The sequence below is a fragment of the Aeromonas sp. s11 genome (assembly GCF_040907945.1).
GTDB classification, from domain to species: domain Bacteria; phylum Pseudomonadota; class Gammaproteobacteria; order Enterobacterales; family Aeromonadaceae; genus Aeromonas; species Aeromonas veronii.
This window is the reverse complement of the sequence record NZ_JBFOCU010000058.1, coordinates 28933-52314: the sequence shown is the minus strand read 5'-3', so window position 1 is coordinate 52314 and position 23382 is coordinate 28933. Positions and strand designations below refer to the sequence as shown.

Sequence of the window (23382 nt, the reverse complement as noted above, 5' to 3'; positions counted from 1 at the left end):
CGTCATGACCCTCTCTCTGCGCGGCAAGCTGCTGGCCACCAGTCTTGGTGTGGTGCTGCTGATGGCATCACTGCTCGGCATCGTTGCCTTTCACACCCTAAAATCCCGCACCATGAGCGCCATCCAGAGCGAGGCGGTCAACTATGGCCACGCCTACTCGGTCGCCATCGGCGAATGGATGACGGATCGCAAGAACACCGTCCATGCGCTGGTCAACCTGATCAGCGACAACCCCCAAGCCGAGCTGGTGCCCCACCTGAAGCAGGCCTACACCTCCGGTGGGTTCGGCCTCACCTATTTTGGCTCCGCGCAGGGGCTGATGACCCGGCAGGACCCCTCCCTCAACACCGGCAACTATGACCCGCGCGAGCGCCCCTGGTATCAGGATGCGGTGAAGGCGGGGCAGCTGATCGTCACTGCTCCCTATGTCAGCGTCACCATGCAGAAGCTGGTGGTCACTCTTTCCGAGCCGGTGCGCCATCAGGGTGAGCTGGTCGGTGCCGTGGGGGCCAACCTGGCGCTCGACAAGCTGATCGACGAAGTGCTGGCGATGAAGGTGCAGGGTGAGGGCTACGCCATGCTGCTCGACAGCAGTGGCCTCATCGTCGGCCATCCGCAGAAGGATCTGGCGCTCAAGCCCATCGCCGAGCTGGCGCCGGGACTCTCTGCCGCCACCTTCCAGCAGTGGGGCCGCGAAAACAGCGAGCTGCACGCCGCCACCCTCGACGGGCGCGATGTGCTGCTGGCGGTACAACCGGTGCCGGGCACCGATTGGCTGCTGGCCATGGTGATGTATCGCGATGTGCTGGAGGCGCCGCTCAGCAGCCTGCTGTGGGAGCTGGTGGGGCTGACCCTGGTGCTGATGCTGGTATTCAGCGCCCTGCTCACCGCCACCTTCAAATACCTGTTCGCCGATCTCGGTCGGGTCGCGCACGCCCTGCACGACATTGCCCACGGCGAGGGGGATCTCACCGTTCACATCAACACCCACAGCAAGGATGAGGTGGGTCAGCTGGCCCAGAACTTCAACCAGTTCGTGGCGCGGCTGCACGGCATCGTCAGCCGGTTGCGGGATGTGACCGTCGAGCTGGCGGCACAATCCCGTGCCCAGGCGGCCGGGGCGCAGGCTCGCAGTCAGCGGGTGCGCCAGCAGCAGGACGAGATCGTGATGGTGGCGACCGCGGTGACCGAGATGGCTTCCGCTACTCAAGAGATTGCCGGCAACGCCGAGTTTGCCGCCACCACCGCCACCGATGCGGTCGCACTGGCGGTCGCCGGCCAATCCCAGGTTGGCCAGAGTCAGCGCAGCATTACCGGTCTGGCGGACGAAGTGGCCGATGCCAGCCAGATCATCAATGAGCTCGACAGCCATGCCCAGAAGATCAGCGGCATTCTGGCGACCATCAGCGGCATCGCCGAGCAGACCAACCTGCTGGCGCTCAACGCGGCCATCGAGGCGGCGCGGGCTGGTGAGCAGGGACGCGGCTTCGCGGTAGTCGCGGATGAGGTGCGGGTGCTGTCACGCCGTACCCACGACTCCACCGACGAGATCCAGCAGATGATCGAGACCCTGCAGCAGACCACCCGTCGCGCCGTGGGTGGCATGGAGACCAGCCGTCAGCTGGCGGGTACCAGCGTCGAGGATGCGGAAGCGGCCAACCAGAGCCTTGCCCGGATCAACGAGGCAATCGGCTCCATCAGCGACATGGCGACCCAGATCGCCGCAGCGGCCGAGGAGCAGACTTCGGTGACCGGCGAGATCAGCCGCAATACCGAGAATATCCGCCACGTCTCGCAAGAGCTTGCCGAGCAGGCGGGCAACGAGGCGGCGCAGGCGGCCGAGCTCAAGTCGCTGACCGAGCGGCTGGAGCAGGAGATCGGCCGCTTCCGGCTCTGACATCCCGCCACGCCAGCAACAGAAAGGGCAGCCCGCGGGCTGCCCTTTGTTATTTCACGACTGGCTTAAGGGGTCTGCTTGACCCAGATAAGCTGGTCGGTGGCAAAGCCCAGCCCCTTGGCCTTGGCGATCAGCGCGTCAACCTTCTCCTTGGGCGGATTGGGGGAGCGGGAGAGGATCCAGAGGTAGTCGTGGTTGTAGCTGGTCACCAGCGAGAGCTGGTAATCGGGGTCGAGATCGATGACGTTGTAGCCGCCGTAGAAGGGGCCGAAGAAGCTCACCTTGAGCCGCGCCTCGTCAGGGCTGCCGACGAAGTAGGCCTTGCCCTCGGCCTCGCGCCAGCTGCCATCGCTCTGCTTGCCGCGGTTGAGCACCTTGACGCCGCCATCGTCACGCAGGCTGTAGGTGGCGCTCACCTGCTCCAGCCCCCGCTCGAAGCTGTGGTCGAGGCGGGCAATCTCATACCAGGTGCCAAGATAGCGGTCGAGCTGGAAGCCGGTGACGGGGCGAATGCCGTCGGCAATCCCGGTACAGGCCGTCAGCAGTAAAGCGGTGAACAGGCAAAGCAGTGAACGCATAAGTAATCCCTCTGTTGTTATCCCTCGATGATGCGCAGCTGACCATCCCGGAAGCGGGAGGCCTGATCCGTCGGCGTGCTGCCGAAGAAGCGCTTGTACTCCCGACTGAACTGGGAGTTGCTCTCGTAACCGACTCTGGCCGCCGCGGTGCCCGCCTTGATGCCGTCGTGCAGCATCATCATCCGCGCCTTGTGGAGGCGAAACGACTTGATGTACTGCAGCGGCGAGGTTGCGGTGACCGCCTTGAAGTGGTGGTGAAAGGCGGAGACGCTCATGTTCACCTCCCGCGCCAGCTCCTCCATGGTGAGGTTGTCGGCATAACGGGACTCTATCATACGCAGCACCCGGGCGATCTGGCCCACATGGTTGTGGCGATTGGCGAGCGCCTGCAGCGCCGGGCCGCCCCCCTCGGTGAGGGCGTGGAACAGCATCTCCCGCACCGTCTGCGGCCCCAGCACCCTGGCGTGCAGCGGGTTGTCCATCAGCTCGATCAGTCGCTCGGCGGCGCAGAACATGGTTTCCGACAGGGGGACCGAGTGGACGCCGCTCTTTTGCGGCGCGGGGGCGGGCAGGGCATCGCCCAGCTCCAGCAGCAGCTCTTGCAGGGTTACCAGATCGATCTCGATGGTAAAACCGATAAGCGGCTGCTCGGGGGAGGCGAAGCACTCGCACTCGCAGGGCAGCGGCAGGGTCATCAGCAGATAGTGGTTGGGGTCGTAGCGAAACACCTGATCCGCCAGATAACCCACCTTGTGCCCCTGCAGGATTACGATCATCCGCGGTTGGTAGAGCACCGGGGTGCGGCCATGGTGTTCGGTGGTATAGATGAGGTTGACCTGTTTCACAGGTGATGGGGTGATGCCGGGGGCGGTGACGTGGCGGGTCAATCTGGTTGCGAGGTCGCTGTAACGGTTTTGCATGGGCGCTCTTTGATTGGACAGTTCCAGTTTTTGCTGCTTTGTAGAAATAGGCAAGAATCAAGCAGGATGTTGTCTTGATGGTAGGGTTGTTCTGGAGAAAAATGCAATCACGATTTCGCGGCCAAGCCGCCCTGACTATCAGAAGAAGGCAATGTCGATGAACAACTTTACTCTCCATACCCCGACCAAAATCCTGTTCGGCCAAGGGCAGATCGCCCAGTTGCGCGAGCAGCTCCCGAGCGATGCCCGCGTCATGATCACCTATGGCGGCGGCAGCGTGGTACGCAGCGGCTTGCTGGAGCAGATCCGTAACGAGCTGGCTGGCATGACCCTGTTTGAATTTGGCGGCATCGAACCGAACCCGGCCTACGAGACCCTGATAGGGGCCGTGGAGCTGGCTCGTGCCGAGCGGGTCGACTTCCTGCTCGCCGTTGGTGGTGGTTCCGTGCTCGATGGCACCAAGTTTATCGCTGCTGCCGCGCACTACGATCTGGCCAAGGATCCCTGGCACATTCTCGAGACCGTCGGCAGCGAAGTGCGTTCCGCCATCCCGCTTGGTTCCGTGCTGACCCTGCCGGCGACCGGTTCCGAAATGAACATGGGCGCGGTCATCACCCGTCGCAGCAGTGGCGACAAGGTGCACTTCTTCTCGCCGTTCGTGATGCCGCGCTTCGCCGTGCTGGATCCGGTGCTCACCTACACCCTGCCCGAGCGTCAGGTGGCGAACGGGGTAGTGGATGCTTTTGTCCACATCGTGGAGCAGTACCTCACCTATCCGGTCAATGCCAAGGTGCAGGATCGCTTCGCTGAAGGCTTGCTGCTGACCCTGATCGAAGAGGGCCCCAAGGCGCTGGCCGAACCGCACAACTATGAGGTGCGCGCCAACATCATGTGGAGCGCCACCATGGCGTTGAACGGCCTGATCGGCGCCGGTGTGCCGCAGGATTGGGCCACCCATATGCTGGGTCACGAGCTGACTGCCCTGCACGGCCTCGACCACGCCCAGACTCTGGCGGTGGTGCTGCCTGCCCTGCTGCAGGCCAAGCGCAAACAGAAACATGCCAAGCTGCTGCAATACGCAGATCGGGTGTGGGGCTTGAACAGCGGCAGCGAAGCGGAGCGCATCGATGATGCCATCGCCGCGACCCGCGACTTCTTCGAGCAGATGGGGGTCAAGACCCGACTGCGCGACTACGGTCTGAAAGATCTGGGTATCGACACCCTGATCGGCAAGCTGGGGGAGCACGGTATGACTGCCATCGGCGAGCACGGCGACATCGATCTGGTGCAGAGCCAGCATATTTATGAAGCGGCCTGGTAAGGGCCGCCAATCGGTGCCAAACGGGCGAAACGATTGAATTGCCGGGGCCCTCTCCCGCCATCTGGCGGCTGAGCGGCCCCGCTTTTGTTGGGAAAATGTTACTTTTCGGCGTTTCGCTGCGAGAAGTGAGACGAAAGCGGATTTCGTAAGAACAAAAAACGCTAAGATAGAGGGCCGGTAAAACATTTTTTTTGACTGGTTGGATCACTTTTTTCAGCCGTTTTTACTGGTATAAGCCTCTAATTTGGTTTGTTTTTTTTAATCGTAGCCAGGGATGGGCTGAATTCTGTACGAGTGCCGTCGGGACTGCGGTTGTAATAAAACTCCAAAATTTGATACTAATCACCTTCGCGCCTGAAAAGCGGGGGCCTGACCATGACAGGAGGTTGAGGTAAAGCCTACTGATTTTCATAACAAAGAGCCCTGGACCTGCACTTTGGTCATGTCTTGTTTCGTCAGAAGTGAGACACTGGGCAGCGATTGTTTATTAACCATCAGGGAATAGTCATGCAGATTGGAATACCGAGAGAGAGTCTCGCCGGTGAGACCCGGGTCGCAGCGACCCCGGCTACCGTCGAGCAGCTGAAAAAGCTCGGCTTCGAGGTCGCCATCGAGACCGGCGCAGGCCTGTCGGCCAGCTTCGATGATGCCGCCTTCGAGGCTGCCGGTGCCAGCGTGGTGCCGAATGTCTGGCAAGCCGACCTTATCTTCAAGGTCAATGCGCCGACCGATGCCGAGATCGCACAAATTAAAGATGGCGCCACTCTGGTGAGCTTCATCTGGCCGGCCCAAAACCCTGAGCTGGTCAAGAAGCTGTCCGAGCGCAACATCAATGTGATGGCGATGGATATGGTGCCGCGGATCTCCCGTGCCCAGTCCCTCGATGCCCTCTCCTCCATGGCCAACATCGGTGGCTATCGCGCCGTGGTTGAAGCTGCGCACCAGTTCGGTCGCTTCTTCACCGGTCAAATCACCGCAGCCGGTAAAGTGCCGCCTGCCAAGGTACTGGTGATCGGTGCCGGTGTGGCCGGTCTGGCTGCCATCGGTACTGCCGGTTCCCTCGGTGCCATCGTGCGTGCGTTCGATACCCGTCTGGAAGTGGCCGAGCAGATCGAATCCATGGGTGGGGAATTCCTCAAGCTGGACTTCGGTGGCGAAGACGGTGCATCCAGCGATGGTTACGCCAAAGTCATGTCCGATGAGTTCATCAAGGCCGAGATGGAGCTGTTCGCCCAGCAGGCCAAAGAGGTGGACATCATCATCACCACCGCCCTGATCCCGGGCAAGCCGGCTCCCAAGCTGATCACCAAAGAGATGGTCGACAGCATGAAGCCGGGCTCCGTCATCGTGGACATGGCCGCTCAGGCTGGCGGTAACTGTGAATACACAGTGCCAGGTGAGCTGCATGTCACCGACAACGGCGTCAAGGTGATTGGTTACACCGATCTGCCGGGTCGTCTGCCTGCCCAATCCTCCCAGCTCTACGGTACCAACCTGGTCAACCTGATGAAGCTGATGTGCAAGGAGAAGGACGGCAACGTTGCCATCGACTTCGAAGACGTGGTTCAGCGCAACATGACGGTGATCCAGGCCGGTGAAGTGACCTTCCCGCCGCCCGCCATCTCCGTCTCTGCTGCCCCGCAGAAACCGGCCGCCGCCAAACCGGCAGCCAAGAAGGAAGAGGCCAAGCCTTCCAACAAGAAGTTCGTGTTCGGTGCTCTCGGCATCGCCGCCTTCGGCTGGATTGCGTCCGTTGCCCCGGCAGCCTTCCTCTCCCACTTCACCGTATTCATCCTGGCCTGTGTGGTTGGTTACTACGTGGTGTGGAACGTATCGCACGCCCTGCACACGCCGCTGATGTCGGTCACCAATGCCATCTCCGGCATTATCGTGGTCGGTGCCCTGCTGCAGATCGGGCAAGGGTCGACTCTGGTCACCGTGCTGGCGTTCATCGCCGTGCTGATTGCCAGTATCAACATCTTCGGCGGCTTCACCGTCACTCAGCGCATGCTGAAGATGTTCCGTAAGGATTAAGGGGGTTTAACGTGTCTCAAGGACTGGTAACAGCATCCTATATCGTTGCCGCCGTGCTCTTCATCCTCAGTCTCGCGGGACTGTCGAAGCAAGAAACGGCCAAGCATGGCAACCTGTTCGGTATCGCGGGTATGGCTATCGCCCTGCTCGCCACCGTATTCAACCCGGAGACCAGTGGCGTTCACTGGATCATCCTGGCCATGGTGATCGGCGGTGCCATCGGCGTGCGTCTGGCACTCAAGGTCGAAATGACCGAGATGCCCGAGCTGGTGGCCGTGCTGCACAGCTTCGTGGGTATGGCGGCAGTGCTGGTGGGCTTCAACAGCTTCATCGATCTGCACCCCTCTGCACCTGCTGAGGTCGTCGTCTCCGTCGGTTCCAACCTGGATGCCACCTTGGCAGCCGCCCGTGCGGCGTTCGAGCAGGCCAACAGCGTTGCTCAGGTCGAGCACCTGACCGGCGCCATGCTGAACATCCACCTGGTCGAGATCTTCCTGGGCGTCTTCATTGGTGCCGTAACCTTTACCGGTTCCGTGGTTGCCTTCGGCAAACTGCGTGGTCTGATCTCCTCCAAGCCGCTGATGCTGCCGCACCGCCACAAGCTGAACCTGCTGGCCGTGGTCGCCTCGCTGGCGCTGATGGTCTACTTCGTCAACGCGGGCGGCTCTACCTTCGCCCTGCTGGTGATGACCCTGATCGCCTTCGCCTTCGGCTGGCATCTGGTTGCCTCCATCGGTGGCGCCGACATGCCGGTGGTAGTTTCCATGCTGAACTCCTACTCCGGTTGGGCGGCGGCAGCGGCGGGCTTCATGCTCTCCAACGACCTGCTGATCGTCACCGGCGCTCTGGTGGGTTCCTCCGGTGCGATCCTCTCTTACATCATGTGCAAGGCGATGAACCGCTCCTTCATCTCCGTGATCGCCGGTGGCTTCGGCTCCGACGGCGTAGCCTCCACGGCTGATCAGGAGATGGGCGAATACCGCGAAACCAGCGCCGAGGAAGTGGCTGACCTGCTGAAGAACTCCAGCTCCGTCATCATCACCCCGGGCTACGGTATGGCGGTGGCGCAGGCCCAGTATCCGGTGGCTGAAATCACCCAGAAGCTGCGTGATCGTGGCGTCAAGGTGCGCTTCGGTATCCACCCGGTTGCCGGTCGTCTGCCTGGCCACATGAACGTGCTGCTGGCGGAAGCGAAAGTCCCGTATGACATCGTTCTGGAAATGGACGAGATCAACGACGACTTCGCCGATACCGACACCGTGCTGGTGATTGGTGCCAACGACACCGTCAACCCGGCCGCGATGGAAGATCCGGGCAGCCCGATCGCCGGTATGCCGGTGCTGGAAGTATGGAAAGCGCAGAACGTCATCGGCTTCAAGCGTTCCATGAACACTGGCTACGCCGGTGTCCAGAACCCGCTGTTCTTCAAGGAAAATACCCAGATGCTGTTTGGCGATGCCAAGGCCAGCGTCGAGGCAATCCTGAAAGCACTGTAAGTGCCATTCAGAGAGTGGATATCAAGGAGGCTTCGGCCTCCTTTTTTATTGCTCATCCCTTGTATATCCTCAATCCATACGGACCATGAGGGATCTCCATGATGTGGTGTCAGGGTTGGCGAAGGATCGGGTTGTACGGCTGGCTACTGGCCTTCCTGTTTGGTGCTGGTTCGGCCGTAGCGGCGGACGAGCCGCCGACTCTGACGCTGCTGACCGAACTGTGGCCCCCTTATGTGATGCGTGGTGACAATGGCGAGCTGGCTGGCGCCGATCTCGATCTGGCCTGTACCGTGTTGCGCCAGATGGGTTATCGCACCGAAATCAGGGTGCTGCCCTGGAAGCGGGTTCTGCAGCAGGCCCGTCTCAGGCAGGGGGATGCGGTGCTCGATGTCTTCTTTGAACCTTCCCGCCAGCACTGGCTCCACTACCCCGATGAGCCGCTCTCTTACAGCGGTGAAGTGCTCTTCTATCCGACGGCTCGCCCAGTGGATTTCAAGCAGCTCTCCGACCTCAAGGGTCTGCGGATAGGTATTCAGGAAGATTATGCCTACAGTCCCGATTTTCTGACCGATCCCGGGGTGATCCGGATGCCGATGACGGGGGAGGGGAATGCCATCAAACAGCTGCATCTGATGATGGCCGGTCGGCTGGATGGGGTGGTGCTCAACGAGCGGGTCGGTCGCTATTTGCTGCATACCCAGGGGCTGCAGGATCAGGTGAGCCACGGCTCGCGCCTGCTGACCGACGACAACCGCAACTTCCTCGCGTTTACCCACAAGCCCGGCCACGACCAGCTGGCTATCCGTTTCTCCTCTGCCCTCAAGGCGTTCAAACAGACTCCCGCCTACAAGCAACTGCTGGCCCGCTATCACCTCTGAGTTGCCGCCCTGCTGTGCGCCGCTTCACAATTTGTCGCACTTTGTTAAAAGGTGGGCATAATGGCGAGCAAAAAGGGGATGCCGCTCAACATTAGTTGATCTTGTTGATAGTAGAATCAACTGCGGTTTACTCAAAGTTACTCATATATGTCCACAGCAGCCACCACTGACCAGATCAATTCGTTAACGGATGAAGAACGTCATCTGATCGCCAGTTTCGAGCCCGCGGTCGAGGCGCTGGCCGTGCTGTTTGGCGCAGGGTGCGAGGTGGTGTTGCATGCGTTCGATACGCTGGATGCATCGGTCATCAAGATTGCCAACGGCCATGTCACCGGTCGTCGGGAGGGGGCGCCGGTCACCGACTTTGCCCTCAACCGCTTGCAGGGGGAGGCGGGCAGCCAGTGGAGCAGCTACTTCAGCCGTACCCGCGACGGGACGCTGATGAAGTCCTCCTCCATCACCATCAGCAACCGGCAGGGCAAGCCCATCGGTATGCTCTGCGTGAACTTCAGTCTGGATACCTCCCTTGGCTGCCTGCTCGATACTTTTGCGCTGCCCGCGGCACCGGCTCCGCTCAACAACGAGACCTTTGCCAGCTCGGTGGATGATCTGGTGACCCAGGTGATTGAGAAGGTGGATCGGGACGATTCGCTCTCCTGCACGGTGCGCAACAAGGAGATAGTGACCCGGCTCTTCGACATGGGGATCTTCGAGATCAAGGAGGCGGCCCAGCTGGTTGCCCGGATGCTCGGCATCTCCCGTCATACTGTTTATCTGCATATCCGCAATCACAAGGCGGATCTGAACAAGCAATAACTGCCTGCGGGCACCCTGAACATGAGAAACACTGCGATGAAAGCACAATGGACCGACTTTATTACCCTGCTCAAGCGTGAAGTGGTGCCGGCCCTGGGCTGCACCGAGCCGATGTCGGTGGCGCTGGCGGCGGCCAACTGCCGCAAGCTGCTGGGGGAGACTCCGACCCGCATCAGCGTCTGGGTCAGTGGCAATCTGTTCAAGAACGGCATGGGGGTCGGGGTGCCGGGCACCGGCATGATCGGTCTGCCGGTGGCCGCTGCGGTCGGCATCACAGGGGGCAATCCCGATGCCGGGCTGGAGGTGCTCAAGACCCTCACACCAGAACAGGTGGAAGCGGCCAAGACGTTGCTGCCGGTGATCAAGGTGGATGTGAAGGATGTGCCGGACGTGCTCTATGCCGAGGTGCTGGCCGAAGTTGAAGGGCACAGTGCCCGGGTGGTGATCTGTACCGACCACACCCGCATCATCCTGATGGAGAAGGATGGCGAGGTGCTGATGGAGCAGGCCAGTGCCCCCGGCGTGCAGATCCAGCCAGCCAAATCCGCCAAACCGACCATGACCCTGCGGGAGATCGTCGATTTTGCATTGGAAGTGCCGCTGGCGGAGATCGACTTTATCCGCGAGGCCGCCACCATGAATCAGGCGCTGGCGGACGAAGGGTTGCAGGGTTACGGCCTGAAGATTGGCAAGATCCTCACCGAGCAGGTGGAGCGCAAGCTGCTCTCCGATGACCTGATGACCCTGGCGATGCGCCTCTCCTCCGCCGCCTCCGATGCACGGATGGATGGCGCCATGCTGCCCGCCATGTCCAACTCCGGTTCTGGCAATCAGGGCATTGCCGCCACCATGCCGGTGGTCGCGGCTGCCCGCTTCCTCAAGGCGAGCGACGAGCAGCTGACCCGGGCGCTGGTGATGAGCCATCTGGTGGCCATCTACATCAAGACCTATCAGAACAAGCTGTCGGCCCTCTGCGCCGCCAGTACCGCCGCCATGGGTGCCGGTGCCGCCATTACCTGGCTGCTGGGCGGCCAGTATCAGCAGATCAGCCACTGCATCAACAACATGATTGGCGATGTCTCCGGCATCATCTGCGACGGCGCGGGCAGCGCCTGCTCCATGAAGGTCTCCACTTCCACCTCGGCGGCGGTAAAGTCTTCGCTGATGGCCATCAACAACCTGCATGTCCCCCAGAGCGAGGGGATCGTTTCCGATGATGTGGACCAGACCATCGCCAATCTGGGCCGCCTCTCCAAAGAGGGGATGCTGGATACCGACATTGAAATCATCAACATCATGCGAGCGAAACAGCAGAAGCAGTGAATCTGTGACAAGGGGGCGATAGACCCCCTTGTTCTTGTCACGACGGCGCAGACCGTCTGACACGGTTGCCAGGGCAAGCATGGCGCTTGCTCTTGTTTCTCGGGCCCAAGCCCGCTTTTTGGGGAGTCATACCATGACATTTAGCGTTATCGGCAATCTGGCCATCGCCGCCATCTTGCTGTTCTTTCTCTACCGGTTACAGGAAAAACATGTGAGCTTCACCCGCCGGGTATTTGCCGGTCTGGGGCTCGGTATTCTGTTCGGCGCCGCGTTGCAACTGCTTTACGGTGCCGGTTCGTCCGTCATTGTTCAGACCATCGACTATCTGGATATCGTGGGTAGCGGCTATGTGAAGTTGCTGCAGATGATCATCATCCCGCTCATCATGGTCTCCATCATCAGCGCCATCCTCAAGCTCAACGGCGGTACCGCCCTTGGCAAGATCAGCGCCATGACCATAGGCGTGTTGATCTTCACCACCGCCATCGCCGCCGGGGCGGGCATCCTGATGTCCAACCTGTTTGGCCTGACTGCTGAAGGGCTCACCTCCGGTGCCGCCGAAAGCGCCCGTGGCGCCGCGCTGCAGACCACCCTCGGCAGCGTCGAGAGCATGTCGTTTGCCAAGATGATGCTGGAGTTCATTCCGGCCAACCCCTTCCTCGACATGACCGGGGCGCGCAAGACCTCCACCATCGCCGTGGTGATCTTCTCCATCTTCATCGGCCTCTCCGCTACCGGCATCGCCCGCAAGAAGCCGGAGATCTTCGCCAGCTTCAGCCACTTCGTGGCTGTGGCTCATGCCATCGTGATGCGAATGGTGACTCTGGTGCTGCGCCTGACCCCGTTCGGCGTGCTGGCGCTGATGACCAAGGTGGTCTCCGGCTCCAACTATGCGGATATTCTCAACCTGCTCAGCTTTGTGATGGCCTCTTACGGCGCTATCGCCATCATGTTTGCCGTGCACCTGCTGCTGGTGAGCATGGTCGGCATCAATCCGCTGCGCTTCCTCAAGAAGATCACTCCGGTGCTGGCCTTTGCCTTCACCTCGCGCACCAGTGCGGGCTCCATCCCGATGAACGTGCAGACCCAGACCAAGTCGCTGGGTATTCCTGAGGGGATCGCCAACTTCGCCGCCTCCTTCGGTTCCACCATCGGTCAGAACGGCTGCGCCGGTATCTATCCGGCCATGCTGGCAGTGATGATTGCCCCGACCGTCGGGGTCAACCCGATGGATCCCGGCTTTATCATGACCCTGATCGCCATCATCACCGTTAGCTCCTTCGGGGTGGCCGGGATTGGCGGCGGCGCTACTTTTGCCGCGCTGATCGTGCTCTCCGCGCTGGACTTCCCGGTGGCGCTGGCCGGTCTGCTGATCTCCATCGAGCCGCTGATCGACATGGGCCGTACCGCCCTGAACGTCTCCGGCTCCATCACAGCAGGGACTGTCACCAGCCGCCTGATGGGCGAAACCGACATGCATGTGTTCAACAGCGATCACGAAGTGAGTCTGGACGGCGAAGAGTCCACCGTCTGATTTGCTGTTGGTTGATCTGGGCGTGGAAAGGGGTGACCCTTTCCCGTCATAGACCGCAGGGAGGGCATGCCCTCCCTGCGCCATTGAGAGGAAAAAACAATGAGAATTCTGATCATCGGTGGCGAAGCCGCCGGTATGAGCGCGGCCGCCAAGGCGCGCCGTCTGGCCAGAGAGGCCGAGATCGTGGTGTATGAGGCCTCCGAAGTGATCTCTTTCGGTGCCTGCGGCCTGCCTTACTTCGTCGGTGACGAGTTTCAGGAGCCTGGCTACATGGCCGAGTTCACCCCCGAGCAGTTCGCCGCCAAGGGGATCGAGGTCAAGATTGGCCATCGGGTATTGAGCGTCGATGCGGCGGCCCAGACTCTGGTGGTAGAGCACAACGGCGACACCTTCACCGACCGCTACGATCGGCTGATGATCGCCACCGGTGCCCGCGAAGTGATGCCCCCCATCCCCGGTTTGCTGCAGCAAGGGGTATTCGGTCTGCGCCGGATGGCCGACGGGCTTGCGCTCAAAGCTGCGGTTCAAGACAAGAACAATCGCCGCGCTGTGGTGATTGGCTCCGGCTTTATCGGGCTGGAGGTGGTAGAGGCGCTGGTCCATCAAGGCAAAGAGGTGCGTCTTATCGAGCTGGCGGATCGGGTCATCCCCGATGCGTTTGATGGCGAGATCACCCAGCATATCGAAACAGAACTGCGCGAGCAGGGAGTCTCCCTCCATCTTGGCGAGCGGGTTGAAGCGCTGCTGGGGGATGGCCGGGTGACCGGCGTGCGAACCAGCCAGGGCGAGTACGAGGCCGATATCGTGGTGGTCTGCACCGGGGTCAAGCCCAACACCGAGTTTCTGGCCGATACCGGTATCGAGCGACTCGGCAACGGCGCCATCAAGGTGGATCGTCAGGGGCGCAGCTCGCTGGCCAACGTCTGGTCGGCCGGTGATTGTGCCAGCGTCTGGCATAGCGTGAAGCAGCAGCAGGTCTATGTGCCGCTCGCCACCATCGCCAACAAGCTGGGCCGCATGGTGGGTGAGAACCTGGCCGGTGCCGAGCAGGAGTTCCCGGGTACCCTCGGTTCTGCGGCGCTCAAGGTGCTGGGGCTGGAGGCGGGCCGTACCGGTCTTTCCGAGCAGGAAGCCAGGGCGATGGGCATCGACTATCGCACCGTGGTGATCAAGGACAAGTGCCACACCAACTACTGCCCGGGTCAGTCCGACATCCACGTCAAGCTGGTCTATGAGGCGGGCAGCAAGCGGCTGCTGGGGGGTCAGATCCTCGGTCGCAAGGGGGCGGTCCACCGCATCGACGCGCTGGCGGTGGCCATCACCATGGGGATGACCACCGAACAGCTCGGCATGCTGGACTTTGCCTATGCGCCGCCCTTCTCCCGCACCTGGGATGCCCTGAACGTGGCGGGTAACGTCGCGAAGTAAGCGTTGCGATGACGGACGGCGTTGGGAAGGCGCCGTTACGTTGCCCCAGCTCTGCAGAGCCCCTGCGGGTAATAGCTGAGGGTAAATTGCAGCGATAAAAAAACCGATGCCAAGGCATCGGTTTTTTGTTACCGGTTTATCCGTATCACTCAGCCACGGCCGAGGCGGTTCTCCGGGTAGTTCTTGGCCAGCACTTCGCGGGCATGCTTGGCCAGCTGCGGCATCTTCAGAGAGTCGTAAGACTCGACCATGATCTCCAGTGCCTTCTCGGTTTCGGCTGTGTCGGGGTAGGTTTCGACAATCAGCTTGGCCCGGTTGGCGGCCGCGACCAGTGCATCACGCTTCACGTAATACTCGGCCACGCTCAGGTCATATCGGGCCAGACGATTCTTCAGGCCAATCATGCGAGCGCGGGCATCGGCGGCATAGACGCTGTTAGGGTAGTTCTGCAACAGGGTCTTGAAGTCCTGGAATGCCTGACGGGCATAAGCCGGGTCTTTGTCGTCACGACCGATGCCGAACAGGCTCTGGAAGAAGTTGTAATCCGCCGCCATGTTGGTCAGGCCGCGCATATAGAAGACGTAATCGATGTTTTTATGCGCCGGATTGAGGCGGATAAAACGGTCGATATTGGCGATCGCCTGAGCGGTATCATCCTGCTTGTAGTAGGCATAGATGAGGTCAAGCTGCACCTGGTTGGAGTAGGCACCGAACGGGTAGCGAGAGTCCAAAGCCTCCAGCAATTCAGTGGCTTGCACGTAATTGCCAACATCCAGTTTGAGGCGTGCTTTCTGGTACAGGGTCTCCGGCGGTTCGTCGGGTACCTTGGGTTTGGTGCTGGAACAGCCTGTGATCAAGGTAGCGACCAAGGCGAGCGACATCAGCAGGTGAGACTTCTTTCCCATCAACAACATCCGGTCCATTTCCACGAAATTGGCAAAGTATCCGTTATGCTTGGCTAAAAGAAAAGCTAGAATACCCGGATTATTTCGAATTGATACCCCCCGCTCAAGAGACCATACATGAGCCAGCATATTGAACTGACAGGCGAATTCCAGGATCACCAATTCGGGCAGCGACTCGACCAGGCCCTGGCCGAATTGTTTCCAGACTACTCCCGCACCCGCATCAAGGAGTGGATTTTACAGGACAGAGTGACCCTGGACGGTCAGGTTGCCAACACCCCGCGCGAGAAGATTCTGGCCGGGCAGCAGGTGCATGTGAATGTCGAGCTGGAAGATGATACTCGCTGGGATGCCCAGGATATCGAGCTCAACATTGTTTATGAAGATGAACACATTCTGGTGATCGACAAACCGGCCGGTCTGGTGGTTCACCCGGGCGCAGGCACGCCGGATGGCACCATCCTCAACGCCCTGCTGCACCGCTACCCCGGCATTGCCGAGGTACCTCGTGCCGGTATCGTGCACCGTCTGGATAAAGACACCACAGGTTTGATGGTGGTTGCCAAAACCGTACCCGCCCAGACCCATCTGGTGGAAGCGCTGCAGGCGCGCCAGATCACCCGTGAGTACGAAGCGATCGCCATCGGTCATATGACCGCAGGTGGCACTGTTGATGCGCCCATCGGCCGTCACCCGACCCAGCGTACCCACATGGCCGTGGTGCCCAATGGCCGCCCCTCCGTGACTCACTACCGGGTTCACGAGAAGTTCCGTGGCCACACCCGTCTGCGTCTGCGTCTGGAGACCGGCCGTACCCACCAGATCCGTGTCCACATGGCCCACATCAAGCACCCGCTGGTGGGCGATCCCGCTTACGGTGGCCGTCTGCGCCCGCTGCGCAACGCGACCCCCGAGCTGACTCAGGCACTGCGCAACTTCAACCGTCAGGCGCTGCATGCCACCATGCTGCAACTGGCTCACCCCATCACGGGTGAAGTGATGCAGTGGCATTCAGCTACACCGCAAGACATGGTGGAGCTGATGGAAGTGCTGCGCGCGGATACTCTCGCCAATCCGGATGATTTAGTCTGGAACTGATGCGATAGGGCCTGCTGCGTCGGTTTCTGGCGTCATCCGGCCCGAACAGATGCCAAACGGGGTTCCCTTGCAGGAGCCCCGTTTTTATATCGGTGAATTGAAGGAGTCACAGATGAAATGGATCGAACCCGACTGGCCAGCCCCGGCGTGTGTCAGGGCGTTGTCGACCACCCGGGATGGCGGCGTCAGTGAAGGGGTCTTTGCCGGTCTCAATTTGGGCGCCCATGTGGGGGATGAACCGGTGCGAGTCGAGGCCAATCGTGCTCGCTTGCAGCAGGCGGCCGCCATCCCGGGGCCCCTCAACTGGCTTAATCAGGTGCATGGCACCGTGGTTCATCCGGTCAGCAGCCATTATCAGCAAGCACCGGATGCCGATGCCGCCTGCGCCCATGAGGCGGATCAGGCCTGCATCGTAATGACTGCTGACTGTCTGCCGGTGCTGTTCTGCGATCGGGCGGGTACTGTGGTCGCAGCTGCCCATGCTGGCTGGCGTGGACTGAAAGAGGGCGTGCTGGAGGCGAGTATCGCGGCCATGGGCTGTGAGCCGGGTGAGATCCTGGCCTGGATGGGCCCGGCCATCGGCCCCACTGCATTTGAAGTGGGTGGCGAGGTGCGCGAAGCCTTTATGGCGGAGCAGGCTGAAGCGGTCGCGGCTTTCGTGCCTTCCGCCAACGACGGCAAATGGTTGGCGGATATCTACCAGCTGGCGCGGTTGCGCCTCGCCCGTGCCGGCGTTACCGCCGTCTATGGCGGCGAATACTGCACCTTCAGCGATAGCGAGCAGTTTTACTCCTATCGTCGCGACGGCCAGACCGGCCGGATGGCCTCCCTCATCTGGTTGGCCCGCTAAGCAATCACCCGCCAAGTAATAGCCCGTCTCTCTCAAGAACAGATCCGTATGAGATAGGCGGGGATCCTGCCCTCTCCCCGCTTTGCAGAAAAAATAACCAGCCCATGCCCTTGAAATAGCCCGTACGGACCTCATCTTTCATCTCAGAAAGTTATGTTGTTTGCCGCGCAAGCGGCGTCTGCCTGTTTGAAGGGGGAGTGCAATGCGCCTCGATCGCCTTACCAGCAAATTCCAGATTGCTATTTCCGATGCCCAGTCTCTTGCGCTGGGTCGTGACCACCAATTCATCGAACCCGTTCACCTGATGACCGCACTGGTCAATCAGGATGGCGGCTCTATCCGTCCGCTGCTCACCCTGACCGGGATGGATATCAACGCCCTGCGCTCCCGCCTCGGTGAGGAGCTGGATCGCCTGCCGCGCGTCAGCGGTGTGGAAGGGGACGTGCAGCTCTCTAACGGCCTCGGCCGCCTGCTCAACGTCTGCGACAAACTGGCCCAGCAGCGCAAGGATCAGTTCATCTCCTCAGAACTGTTCGTGCTGGCTGCCCTCGACGACAAGGGAACGCTGGGTGAGCTGCTGCGCGCCCAGGGGCTGACCAAGGAAAAACTCGAAGCGGCCATCGACAAGGTGCGGGGCGGCAAGAAGGTGGAAGATGCCAACGCCGAGGAGAACCGTCAGGCGCTGGAGAAGTACACCATCGATCTGACCGAGCGGGCCGAAATCGGCAAGCTCGACCCGGTGATCGGCCGTGATGACGAGATCCGCCGTACCATTCAGGTGCTGCAACGCCGTACCAAGAACAACCCCGTGCTGATCGGTGCTCCCGGTGTCGGTAAAACCGCCATCGTCGAGGGGCTGGCCCAGCGCATTATCAACGGTGAAGTGCCGGAAGGGCTGAAGAACAAGCGGGTGCTGTCGCTGGACATGGGGGCGCTGGTGGCCGGTGCCAAGTATCGCGGCGAGTTTGAAGAGCGGCTCAAGGCTGTACTGACCGATCTCGCCAAGGAGGAGGGCAACGTCATCCTCTTTATCGACGAGCTGCATACCATGGTCGGCGCCGGCAAGGGCGAAGGGGCCATGGACGCGGGCAACATGCTGAAACCTGCGCTGGCCCGTGGCGACCTGCACTGCGTCGGCGCCACCACCCTGGATGAGTACCGTCAGTACATCGAGAAGGATGCTGCCCTCGAGCGTCGCTTCCAGAAGGTGCTGGTGGAAGAGCCGACAGTCGAAGATACCATCGCCATCCTGCGTGGCCTGAAAGAGCGTTACGAGCTGCACCACCATGTGCAGATCACCGACCCCGCCATCGTGGCGGCGGCCCAGCTGTCGCACCGCTACATTGCGGATCGCCAGTTGCCGGACAAGGCTATCGACCTTATCGATGAGGCGGCAGCCAGCATCCGGTTGCAGATCGACTCCAAGCCCGAGGCGCTCGATCGCCTCGAGCGGCGCATCATCCAGCTCAAGCTGGAGCAGCAGGCGCTGATGAAAGAGGACGACGACGCCAGCCGCAAGCGTCTGGAGCTGATCAATCAGGAGATTGGCGAGAAGGATCGGGAATACAACGAGCTGGACGAGGTGTGGAAGGCCGAGAAGGCCGCCCTTGCCGGCACCCAGCATATCAAGGCGGCCCTCGAGCAGGCCCGTCAGGATCTCGACGTGGCGCGCCGCGCAGGCGACCTGGGCCGGATGTCCGAGCTGCAATATGGCCGCATTCCGGAGCTGGAGAAACAGCTGGATCTCGCCACTCAGGCGGAGATGCAGGAGACCAGTCTGCTACGCAACCGCGTCACCGATGTGGAGATTGCAGACGTCTTGGCCCGCTGGACCGGTATTCCGGTCGCCCGCATGCTGGAAGGGGAGCGCGACAAGCTGCTACGGATGGAAGATCAGCTGCACAGCCGGGTGATTGGCCAGGAAGAGGCGGTCGATGCGGTCTCCAACGCCATTCGTCGCTCCCGTGCCGGTCTCTCCGATCCGAATCGCCCCATCGGCTCCTTCCTGTTCCTGGGGCCCACCGGGGTGGGCAAGACCGAGCTGTGCAAGGCGCTGGCGGAGTTCCTGTTCGATACCCAGGATGCCATGGTGCGGATCGATATGTCCGAGTTCATGGAGAAACACAGCGTGGCCCGTCTGGTGGGGGCGCCTCCCGGATACGTGGGTTATGAAGAGGGTGGTTATCTGACCGAGGCTGTGCGCCGTCGTCCCTACTCGGTGATCCTGCTGGACGAGGTGGAGAAAGCGCATCCGGATGTGTTCAACATCCTGTTGCAGGTGCTTGATGATGGCCGCCTGACCGATGGTCAGGGTCGCACCGTCGATTTCCGCAACTCGGTGGTGATCATGACCTCCAACCTCGGTTCGGATTTGATTCAGGAGCACCACTCCGAGAAGGATTACGACGAGATGAAGGCCATGCTGATGGATGTGCTGACCCGCAGTTTCCGGCCGGAGTTTATCAACCGGATCGACGAGACGGTGGTGTTCCATCCGCTCGGCGAGGAGCACATCAAGTCCATCGCCCGCATCCAGCTCAAGAGCCTGATGGGCCGTCTCGAGGCTCAGGGTTACGAGGTGGAGGTGAGCGAAGCGCTGCTCAACAAGCTGGTTCACGCCGGGTTCGACCCCGTTTACGGGGCACGACCCCTCAAGCGGGCGATCCAGCAGAAGGTGGAGAACCCGCTGGCGCAGGCCCTGCTCTCCGGCCGCATCGTGCCGGGCAAAAAACTGGTGCTGGGGGCCGACAGCAACGGCCTCACCATGACCCAGTAACGGGATCGTCGATAAAAAACGCAGGCTTGGTGCCTGCGTTTTGTTTTCTGAGGGACTGAAATGCTGAAGTTTTCCGTCTTGGTGGATGACGACGTTCATCTGCCGGACTGTCTGCCCGAGCGAGGGTTGGCGCTGCTGCTGGAGTGTGACGGCCTCAGGGTGCTGTTCGACAGCGGCCGTGGCCAGGCGCTGCGCCACAACGCCGCCGTGATGGGGATCGAGCTCTCCTCGCTCACCCATGTGGTGCTCTCTCACGGTCATTACGACCATGTGGGCGGGGTCGGCTCGCTGCCCGTCTATCCAAAACCCATCCCGCTCATCGCCTGTCCGGACGTGTTTTGCGAGCGGGGCTACTTCCTGTCGCTGCCCTTCTGGCGACGCAACCTCTATCGCCTGTCGTGGGCGCTGGCTCGGGAGTCGCTGCCGGCCAGAGGCTTGCTTCCCCACTGCTCGGCCGAGCCGGTGTGGCTCTCGGATCGTCTGGTGTTCCTCGGCAGCATTGTGCGGCGCAACCGGGCTGCGCCTTCGCTGCTCGGCTACATAGTGCGGGGCGGACGGGTGGAGAAAGACCTGATCAGCGACGACTCGGCGCTGGCCTACAAGAGTGAGCAGGGGCTCATCATCTTTATTGGCTGCGGTCATGCCGGGGTCGAAAACATCATCGCGCGGGCCAAGGAGGTGTGTGGCGATGAGCGGATCCATGCCGTCATCGGTGGCCTACACCTGAAGTTCTCCGGCCCAGAGCGGGCGGCGGCGCTCGGCACCTATCTTCAGGAAGAGGCGGTAGATCAGTTGTTTGCCTGCCACTGTACCGGCAGCAGAAAGGCGGAGTTGCCACGCCAGTGCCAGATCGGAGCCGGGTTCGAACACAGTTTTTCTGCATAAAAAAACGGCAATCCGAAGATTGCCGGGAGGAATGTAGTGACGCGACCTGGCGTGGGTTGAGCGGGTCGCAGGGGCAAGCCCCGGTTTCGCCGTGGGCCATCAGGGATGACCACGCGACTTACAGCATGTCCGGACTGCGCTCGTTCAGTCCGCACCGCCACACACCTTCAGGGCTGACCCGCGTGCCACTGCGCACAGGCCAGACCGGTGAAATAAACGTGTTTACAGCATGCCCGGGATAGCGGCCTTCATTTCAGAGGGCCACACACCAACCTGCACCTGACCGATATGCTCTTTTTGCAGCAGCAGCATGGCCAGACGAGATTGGCCGATGCCACCGCCGATGGTCTGCGGCATCCGTGCGGCCAGCAGGTCCTGGTGCCAGTCGTACTGCAGGCGATCCTCGTCGCCGGTGATAGCCAGCTGACGGCGCAGCGCCTCGGCATCGACCCGGATCCCCATGGAGGAGATCTCGAAGCTGTCTTGCAGCACCGGGTTCCACACCAGAATGTCACCGTTCAGGCCTGCCAGACCCAGCTCGTTGTGGCTGCTCCAGTCGTCGTAGTCCGGGGCACGTACATCGTGGCGTTCGCCATGGGAGAGGGCACCGCCGATGCCGATCAGGAATACGGCCCCCAGCTCTTTGGCGATGGCGCGCTCGCGCCCCTTGGCATCGAGGTCCGGGTAACGGGCCAGCAGCTCTTCGCTGTGCAGGAACTGGATCTCGGCTGGCAGGAAGGGGGTCAGCTCATGTTCGGCGCAGACTGCGCGCTCGGTGGCCTTGATGGCGGCCCAGATGCCGCGCACGGTTTCCTGCAGATAGGCCAGATCGCGGCGCTCGCTCGGCATCACCTTCTCCCAGTCCCACTGATCCACGTAGACGGAGTGGATGGGGGTGAGCTTGTCTTCATCCGGACGCAGCGCCTTCATGTGGGTGTAGATCCCTTCGCCCGGACCGAAGCCGAAGCGACCCAGGGTCTGGCGCTTCCATTTGGCCAGTGAATGAACCACTTCGTAGCTGTGATCCGGCAGAGTTTTTACTTTGACCTGCACTGCATTCTCATGGCCAGAGAGGTTGTCCTGAGTGCCATCACCGACCCGGCTCAGAATGGGTGCTTGCACCTCCATCAGACCCAGTTGTTGGGCGAGTTGGCGGGAGAACATCTCTTTGACGAAGCTAATCTGCTGTTGGCTGCGAATGTAGTGCTGTTTCATGCTGAATTCCTGTTTCAAACCCCGTTGGATGTGGTGATTCTTCAACGGAATGCTAACTAAATTCAATATTCGATAATAGAAATAGGCTTTGTGTATTTTTTTCTTCAAAATAAGCCGTTCTTTGATGAGGTATCGTCAACGGGAGTGCAAAAAAATGCCGGAAAATTACCGAATCGATAATCTCGATCAGGCCATCCTCACCGCTCTGATGGAGAATGCGCGGATCCCTTACGCCGAACTTGCGAAACAACTGGCGGTCAGCCCGGGCACCATCCATGTGCGGGTGGAGAAGATGAAACAGGCGGGGATCATCGAGGGGACACGGGTGCAGGTTAACCCCAAGAAGCTGGGTTACGACGTCTGCTGCTTTATCGGGATCAATCTGAAGAGTGCCAAGGATTACCCCTCGGCACTGGCCAAGCTGCAGGCGCTGGACGAAGTGGTGGAGGCCTACTACACCACGGGCCACTACAGCATCTTCATGAAGGTGATGACCCGCTCCATCGACGAGCTGCAGATAGTGCTGATCAACAAGATCCAGACCATCGACGAGATCCAGTCCACTGAAACCCTGATTTCACTGCAAAACCCGATCCTGCGGGATGTTAAACCCTGACCCCTGATCAGGGGTCGATATAGGGGATGGCGTACTTGTCGTAGAGGGCCTTGAGGCTGCCGTTGCGTTTCATGCGCAGCAGTTCGGCATCGTAGGCCGCCATCAGGGCGGGGGTCTGTGCATCCGCCCGTGCGCGGGCCCAGGTGTTGAAGTAGGGGCTGCTCTTGAGCGGTTTGGGCAGGTAATCGACCTTGCCTGTCAGCCCCTCCTCCTTGATTTGGGTGAAGGCGGTGACCAGCGGCATGGGCACGGTATCGATGCGTCCGGCCAGCAGTTTGCGCAGTTGCAGCTGGTTCATGGTGATCTCCTGGAACTGATAGGCAGGGTCGGTCATGGCCGCTGCCAGTTCAGGGGTGTAGGAGAAATCCTTGGTCACACCGATGCGCCAGGGCTTGAGATCGGCCAGCGTTTCGTAGCGGATCTTCATCAGGTCCGCCTTGCGCACGAAGAAGTGCCAGCTGTGGCGAAGATGGGCCTGTTGGGGATAGATGAGATAGCTCTCCCGCTCTGCCTTGTAGGAGTGGGTCATCACCAGATCGCAGGCGCCGGTTTCGGCATTGCGGGTGAGGCGGGCGCCGGAGTCGGCCAGCTCGATCCGAAAGGGCGTCTCCAGCTTGTCGAAGATGGCGGTGACGATGTCGATATCGAGTCCGCGGGGTTTCTGATCGGCATCGAGATACTTGAGCGGGGGCTCCATGGTGCCGCAGATCACCAGCTCTTTGGCGGGCAATCCGAGTGGAAACAGCAACCAAAACAGGGGGATCACACGCAAACTACGTCTCCTGAGCCCGTTTGAAGATATTCCAAGACCT

19 protein-coding genes are annotated in these 23382 nt (G+C 60.8%); 14 read left to right on the top strand and 5 right to left on the bottom strand.

The features are described 5' to 3' along the window. The first annotated feature begins 4 nt into the window (after positions 1-4). Positions 5-1897, top strand: a complete 1893-nt coding sequence (locus tag AB5Y84_RS16875; protein ID WP_167557410.1) for a methyl-accepting chemotaxis protein — start codon at positions 5-7, stop codon at positions 1895-1897. A 65-nt stretch (positions 1898-1962) separates the two neighbouring features. On the opposite strand, the gene AB5Y84_RS16870 is transcribed toward AB5Y84_RS16875, so the two are convergent. Continuing rightward, complete coding sequence (locus AB5Y84_RS16870; RefSeq protein WP_110304130.1) at positions 1963-2475, bottom strand: lipocalin family protein; 513 nt, start codon at positions 2473-2475, stop codon at positions 1963-1965. 17 nt (positions 2476-2492) lie between these two features. After that, entirely contained in the window at positions 2493-3395 is a 903-nt protein-coding gene (locus AB5Y84_RS16865; protein ID WP_005339751.1) for an AraC family transcriptional regulator, read from the bottom strand. Between the two features lie 157 nt (positions 3396-3552). On the opposite strand from AB5Y84_RS16865, the gene yqhD reads away from it, so the two are divergent. The 8 genes from yqhD to AB5Y84_RS16825 all read left to right on the top strand — a co-directional run bounded on the left by yqhD (position 3553) and on the right by AB5Y84_RS16825 (position 14225). Next, a complete protein-coding gene (yqhD, locus tag AB5Y84_RS16860; protein ID WP_368177424.1) occupies positions 3553-4716 on the top strand; it encodes an alcohol dehydrogenase in 1164 nt (387 codons plus the stop codon). Between the two features lie 507 nt (positions 4717-5223). Beyond that, a complete protein-coding gene (gene pntA / locus AB5Y84_RS16855; protein ID WP_368177423.1) occupies positions 5224-6750 on the top strand; it encodes a Re/Si-specific NAD(P)(+) transhydrogenase subunit alpha in 1527 nt (508 codons plus the stop codon). An 11-nt stretch (positions 6751-6761) separates the two neighbouring features. Next, positions 6762-8246, top strand: a complete 1485-nt coding sequence (gene pntB / locus AB5Y84_RS16850; protein ID WP_005339759.1) for a Re/Si-specific NAD(P)(+) transhydrogenase subunit beta — start codon at positions 6762-6764, stop codon at positions 8244-8246. Positions 8247-8344: 98 nt separating this feature from the next. Beyond that, positions 8345-9124 (top strand): substrate-binding periplasmic protein, encoded by a 780-nt coding sequence (locus tag AB5Y84_RS16845; RefSeq protein WP_368177422.1) that lies wholly within the window; start codon positions 8345-8347, stop codon positions 9122-9124. A gap of 147 nt (positions 9125-9271) precedes the next feature. Next, positions 9272-9940, top strand: a complete 669-nt coding sequence (locus tag AB5Y84_RS16840) for a transcriptional regulator (RefSeq protein ID WP_368177421.1) — start codon at positions 9272-9274, stop codon at positions 9938-9940. 21 nt (positions 9941-9961) lie between these two features. Further along, positions 9962-11263: a serine dehydratase subunit alpha family protein gene (locus AB5Y84_RS16835; RefSeq protein WP_041202390.1), complete on the top strand. Its 1302-nt coding sequence runs from the start codon at positions 9962-9964 to the stop codon at positions 11261-11263. A 133-nt stretch (positions 11264-11396) separates the two neighbouring features. Continuing rightward, positions 11397-12797 carry an L-cystine transporter gene (locus tag AB5Y84_RS16830; RefSeq protein WP_368177420.1) on the top strand — a complete coding sequence of 467 codons (1401 nt, stop codon included), beginning with the start codon at positions 11397-11399 and terminating at the stop codon, positions 12795-12797. Between the two features lie 99 nt (positions 12798-12896). Continuing rightward, entirely contained in the window at positions 12897-14225 is a 1329-nt protein-coding gene (locus tag AB5Y84_RS16825) for a CoA-disulfide reductase (protein ID WP_368177419.1), read from the top strand. A 149-nt stretch (positions 14226-14374) separates the two neighbouring features. Here AB5Y84_RS16825 and AB5Y84_RS16820 read toward each other — a convergent pair whose 3' ends face one another. Further along, positions 14375-15130, bottom strand: coding sequence for an outer membrane protein assembly factor BamD (locus AB5Y84_RS16820; protein WP_058056274.1), 756 nt, complete (start codon positions 15128-15130; stop codon positions 14375-14377). Positions 15131-15247: 117 nt separating this feature from the next. Between AB5Y84_RS16820 and rluD the strand changes: the two genes are divergently transcribed. The 4 genes from rluD (at position 15248) to AB5Y84_RS16800 (ending at position 20739) form a co-directional block, all read left to right on the top strand. Continuing rightward, positions 15248-16228 (top strand): 23S rRNA pseudouridine(1911/1915/1917) synthase RluD, encoded by a 981-nt coding sequence (gene rluD, locus AB5Y84_RS16815; RefSeq protein WP_005339771.1) that lies wholly within the window; start codon positions 15248-15250, stop codon positions 16226-16228. A gap of 112 nt (positions 16229-16340) precedes the next feature. Beyond that, entirely contained in the window at positions 16341-17078 is a 738-nt protein-coding gene (gene pgeF, locus AB5Y84_RS16810; protein WP_100647063.1) for a peptidoglycan editing factor PgeF, read from the top strand. Positions 17079-17280: 202 nt separating this feature from the next. Continuing rightward, positions 17281-19854, top strand: coding sequence for an ATP-dependent chaperone ClpB (clpB, locus tag AB5Y84_RS16805; protein WP_368177418.1), 2574 nt, complete (start codon positions 17281-17283; stop codon positions 19852-19854). A 60-nt stretch (positions 19855-19914) separates the two neighbouring features. Continuing rightward, positions 19915-20739 carry an MBL fold metallo-hydrolase gene (locus AB5Y84_RS16800; protein WP_368177417.1) on the top strand — a complete coding sequence of 275 codons (825 nt, stop codon included), beginning with the start codon at positions 19915-19917 and terminating at the stop codon, positions 20737-20739. Positions 20740-20961: 222 nt separating this feature from the next. Here the strand turns inward: AB5Y84_RS16800 and asnA are convergent, their stop codons facing one another. Then, a complete protein-coding gene (asnA, locus tag AB5Y84_RS16795; protein WP_201947361.1) occupies positions 20962-21954 on the bottom strand; it encodes an aspartate--ammonia ligase in 993 nt (330 codons plus the stop codon). A 154-nt stretch (positions 21955-22108) separates the two neighbouring features. Between asnA and asnC the strand changes: the two genes are divergently transcribed. Beyond that, positions 22109-22570 (top strand): transcriptional regulator AsnC, encoded by a 462-nt coding sequence (gene asnC, locus AB5Y84_RS16790; RefSeq protein WP_005339783.1) that lies wholly within the window; start codon positions 22109-22111, stop codon positions 22568-22570. A gap of 7 nt (positions 22571-22577) precedes the next feature. Here the strand turns inward: asnC and AB5Y84_RS16785 are convergent, their stop codons facing one another. Then, the gene (locus AB5Y84_RS16785; protein WP_199415256.1) at positions 22578-23342 is read right to left on the bottom strand and encodes an ABC transporter substrate-binding protein; all 765 of its coding nucleotides are present in this window, start codon (positions 23340-23342) and stop codon (positions 22578-22580) included. Between the last annotated feature and the right edge of the window lie 40 nt (positions 23343-23382).